Source organism: Mesorhizobium sp. P5_C1 (assembly GCF_054049815.1).
The window spans coordinates 1-3936 of the sequence record NZ_JBFULQ010000509.1; the positions used below are offsets into that span (position 1 = coordinate 1).

4 protein-coding genes are annotated in these 3936 nt (G+C 61.8%); all 4 read right to left on the bottom strand.

Features of this window, described 5'->3' with window-relative positions:
- Positions 1–179: 179 nt before the first annotated feature.
- A complete protein-coding gene (locus tag ACXJ7R_RS26805; RefSeq protein ID WP_457154462.1) occupies positions 180–920 on the bottom strand; it encodes a ribonuclease activity regulator RraA in 741 nt (246 codons plus the stop codon).
- Positions 921–941: 21 nt separating this feature from the next.
- Complete coding sequence (locus ACXJ7R_RS26810; protein ID WP_457154463.1) at positions 942–2105, bottom strand: mandelate racemase/muconate lactonizing enzyme family protein; 1164 nt, start codon at positions 2103–2105, stop codon at positions 942–944.
- Between the two features lie 33 nt (positions 2106–2138).
- Positions 2139–3236 carry an ABC transporter ATP-binding protein gene (locus tag ACXJ7R_RS26815; RefSeq protein ID WP_457154464.1) on the bottom strand — a complete coding sequence of 366 codons (1098 nt, stop codon included), beginning with the start codon at positions 3234–3236 and terminating at the stop codon, positions 2139–2141.
- Between the two features lie 10 nt (positions 3237–3246).
- Positions 3247–3936 (bottom strand): carbohydrate ABC transporter permease (locus tag ACXJ7R_RS26820; RefSeq protein ID WP_457154465.1); only part of this gene is annotated, 690 nt, incomplete at its 5' end.

The window sequence follows — 3936 nt, forward strand, 5'->3', positions numbered from 1 at the left end:
GGGAGTCGGGAGACTGTCGCCACGCCTAGCGCCGCCGCTTCATTGGTGTCGCCAATTTGGCGTCCCAGGGGGGCCGCTGCCTCACGGTGACGGGCGTTTCTCATTTTTCGCTGGCGGCGCCTTCAGAGGTAGTTTGATGCGTTGTCACGTATGGAAAGACGCGACCAACGTCCCGTCCATCAAGATCTGGAGTTGGCTTGGCGCCACGCCTCGTATTCCCCGCGGGCATCGTCATGCAGGGGATAATATCGTTGCAAGGACCCGCCCTCCATGAGCTTCGCTCGTGAGAACTCCTCCCAATCGTGATGCTTCTGCGATTCATCGATCACTTTTGCGGCCATTGCCACGGGAAGCACCACCACCCCGTCGTCGTCGGCGACGATGATGTCGCCGGGGATCACCGTGACACCGCCACAGGCAATCGGAACGTTGACGGCATTGGGATAGATGCTGGTCTGCACATGATAATTTGGCGTCCAGCCGCGCAGCCATAGCGGCAGATCGAGCTTTTCGACATTGGGCCGGTCGCGCATGCATCCATCGATGACGATGCCCGCGCCGCCTCTGCCCTTGAAATACGTCGACATCATATCGCCGAAGACGCCAGAGCTCATGTCGCCACGCGCGTCGACCACGACCACGTCGCCCTCCTGCGCGTGATAGAGCACGTGCCGGTGCAGTTGCGTCTCCGGATCGGCATATTCTCCCTCGTTGAAGAGGTCCGGCCGCTGCGGCAGGAACTGTAGCGTCAGCGCCGGCCCGACGATCGACTTCCCGTGGTTTTGCGGCACGGGACCAACCATGTGCGGATTGCGGAAGCCCATGTGGCCAAGTGTGCCGGCAACCGTCGCGGCGCCGATTTCCCTTAGCGCGTCGATCAGGTCCTTAGGCGGTCGCGTAATGTCGGGGGTATGCGTCATTTTAGACTCCGGTGGATGGAACTACCAGTTGGTAACAGAACCGTCGCGGCGCTTAAGGTGAGGCGCTTCCCAAAAACGAAAGCTCTCCGCCTGGACTGCCTCTTCGTTGACCTCGACGCCGAGCCCCGGCAGGTCGCTGACCGGATAATTGGGGCCGTCGAGCCGTGGTTGCACGGGGAAGAAGTTGGAATTGTCGAAGCCCAGCTTTCTTTCGGGCGCCCTAGTCTCAAGCCATGCGAAGTTGGGTACCGCGGCAGCGAGATGCACGGTCGCGGCCGTGCACACTGGGCCAAGGGGATTGTGCGGCATCAGGTCCACATAGTGCGCCTCGCTCCAGCCAGCGACTTTCATCGCCTCGGTGAACCCGCCGACATTGCAGATATCGAGCCGGTTGAACTGATGGATGCCGCGCTCGATGTAGGGGAGGAACTGCCACTTGCTGGCAAATTCMTCGCCGATGGCAAAGGGGATGTCGGTCATCGTCCGCAGGGATTCGTAGGCCTCCGGTGTCTCGTCGCGTATCGGCTCCTCGAGGAAATCAAGCACGCCACGGCCGAGCTTGTTGCAGAAGCTGGCCGCCTCGGCCACCGACAGCCGATGGTGATAGTCGATGCCGAGGACGACGTCGTCGCCCAGTGCCTCGCGCGCCTTGTTCAGCATGCTCGCGGTAGCGCCGATAGATTCGCGAGGCTCGAAGATGTCCCTGCTGCTTTGCCCGACGGGGAAGAAGCGGATCGCCTGCCACCCCTGTGCGCGCAGTTCGCGGGCTCGTTCGATGGCAACATCGCCCTCGGCCTCGTCTCCGGTCGAGGCGAAGGTGGGGATGCGGTCGCGCTGCTTGCCGCCGAGCAGTTCGTACACCGGCACTCCAAGCGCCTTGCCCTTGATGTCGTGAAGGGCGATGTCGATGGCGGAAATCGCCGCCTGCAGAACGCGCCCGCCTTCGAAGTACTGGCTGCGATAGACTTCCTGCCAGATCCGCCCGATCTGCATGGGATCGCGGCCGATGAGAAACTCGCGATAGTGCTCGACCGCGCCGGCCACGGCCCTCTCGCGACCGCTCAAGCCGCTCTCGCCCCAGCCGAAAATGCCGTGATCGGTCTCGACCTTGACGAGCATCTGGTTGCGCGTTCCCACCCACACCGGATAGGGCTTGATCGCAGTGATCTTAAGCTTCGTAGTCATCCAAGCCCACGTCCCACAAGCATCCGCCCGGTCTCAATCGGCCTTGAGGGCCATTTCAGTTTCGCCGTCGAACAGATGCATGCGCTCCTGGTCGAACTCGAGCCAGATCTGCTCATCGGGCGCGACGGCAATGGTCGGCGGCACGCTGACATTGACGATTGCGCCGGACAGGAACGCCTGAACGAAGGTGACGTCTCCGGTCGGCTCCACCGTGTAGGCCTTTGCCGGGACGCTGCCTGGCACTGCACTCTTGTGGAGCTTGATCGTCGAGTGACGTGCGCCGAGCACGACTTTCTTGGTCGTTGCCCCCGCGACTTTGCGGGCGTTGCGCGGCGAGAGCCCAAGGGTCCAGCCCTCCGCGCTGGTCAGCACGGTGTTGCCGTTCGCTGTCGATGCCTGCAGAGGAATAAGGCTCATCGCCGGGCTGCCGATGAAGCTTGCGACGAACATGTTCATCGGATGGGCAAAGACCTGCGCCGGTGAATCGTATTGCTGCAGGAAGCCGCCGTTCATCACCGCCATCTTGTCGGCCATGGTCACCGCTTCGAGCTGGTCGTGCGTCACATAGATGATCGTCGCCTTGAGGTCCTGGTGGAAGCGCTTGATCTCCGACCGCATCTGCACGCGCAGCTTGGCATCGAGGTTGGAGAGCGGCTCGTCCATGAGGAACACGGCGGGGTCGCGGACGAGGGCACGGCCCAGGGCTACACGCTGCTGCTGCCCGCCGGAAAGTTCGCGGGGCTTGCGCTCGAGCAGGTGCGTCATGTCGAGCACTCGCGCCGCGTCCTTGACCTTTTTGTCGATCTCGTCCCTGGGCAATTTTCGCATCTGCAGGGGGAACGCCAGATTCTTATAGACCGATTTCTGCGGATAGAGCGCGTAGTTCTGGAACACCATTGCGATGTCCCGGTCCTTGGGGTCGAGGTCGTTGACCACCCGGTCGCCGATGACGATGTCGCCCGACGTGATCGGGATCAGCCCGGCGACGAGATTGAGCGTGGTTGTCTTGCCGCAGCCTGAAGGACCGACGAGCGCGACGAACTCGCCATCGTTGACCGTCAGCGAAACGTTGTTGACAGCTTTGAAGCCGCCATAGGTCTTGACGAGATCTTTGAGGACCACGTGGGCCATCGGCAACTCCCTAGTGTTTGACCGCGCCTTCTGTAAGGGCGCGTACGAAGTATCGCTGCAGGACGAGGAACAACACGACGACAGGCACGCTCATCATAAAGCTGGCCGCCATCAGGCCCGGAAAGTCCGTCGTGTTTTCCGAGAAGAAGCGCTGGATGCCGACCGGCAGGGTCAGCTGCTCGTTCTTGGAAAGGAAGGTGTAGGCGTAGATGTACTCGTTCCACGCGCCGATGAAGGAATAGATCGCGGTGGCGATGATCCCGGGCGTCGAAAGCGGCATCACGATCAGGATGAAGGCCTGGAACCGCGTTGCCCCGTCGATGCGCGCCGCCTGCTCGAGCTGCACCGGGATGTTGTCGTAGAAGCCCTTGAGCAGCCAGATCGCCAGCGGCAGGCCGAAAGTGAGATAGGTGAGGATCAGCGAGCCATGCGTGTTCACCAGCCCGAGCATGCGCATCAGTATGAACAGCGGCACGAGAAAGATCACAGCCGGGAACATGTTGCGCAGCAGCACGGCGAAGAACAGGAAGTTCCGGCCGGGGAAACGGAAGCGCGAAAACGCGTAGGCCGCCGGGACAGCCACGATCACCGAAAGGATTGTCGTGGCAGTCGACACGAAAAGGCTGTTCCAGAAGAAGCGCAGAAAGTCCTGGCCGACGCTGTTCTGCGGATCGAGCAGCTTCTGGTAGCTGGCAAGGGT

Coding starts and splice junctions, on each gene's coding strand:
- ACXJ7R_RS26805 (WP_457154462.1), bottom strand. CDS start 920: ATGACGCATACCCCCGACATTACGCGACCGCCTAAGGACCTGATCGAC.
- ACXJ7R_RS26815 (WP_457154464.1), bottom strand. CDS start 3,236: ATGGCCCACGTGGTCCTCAAAGATCTCGTCAAGACCTATGGCGGCTTC.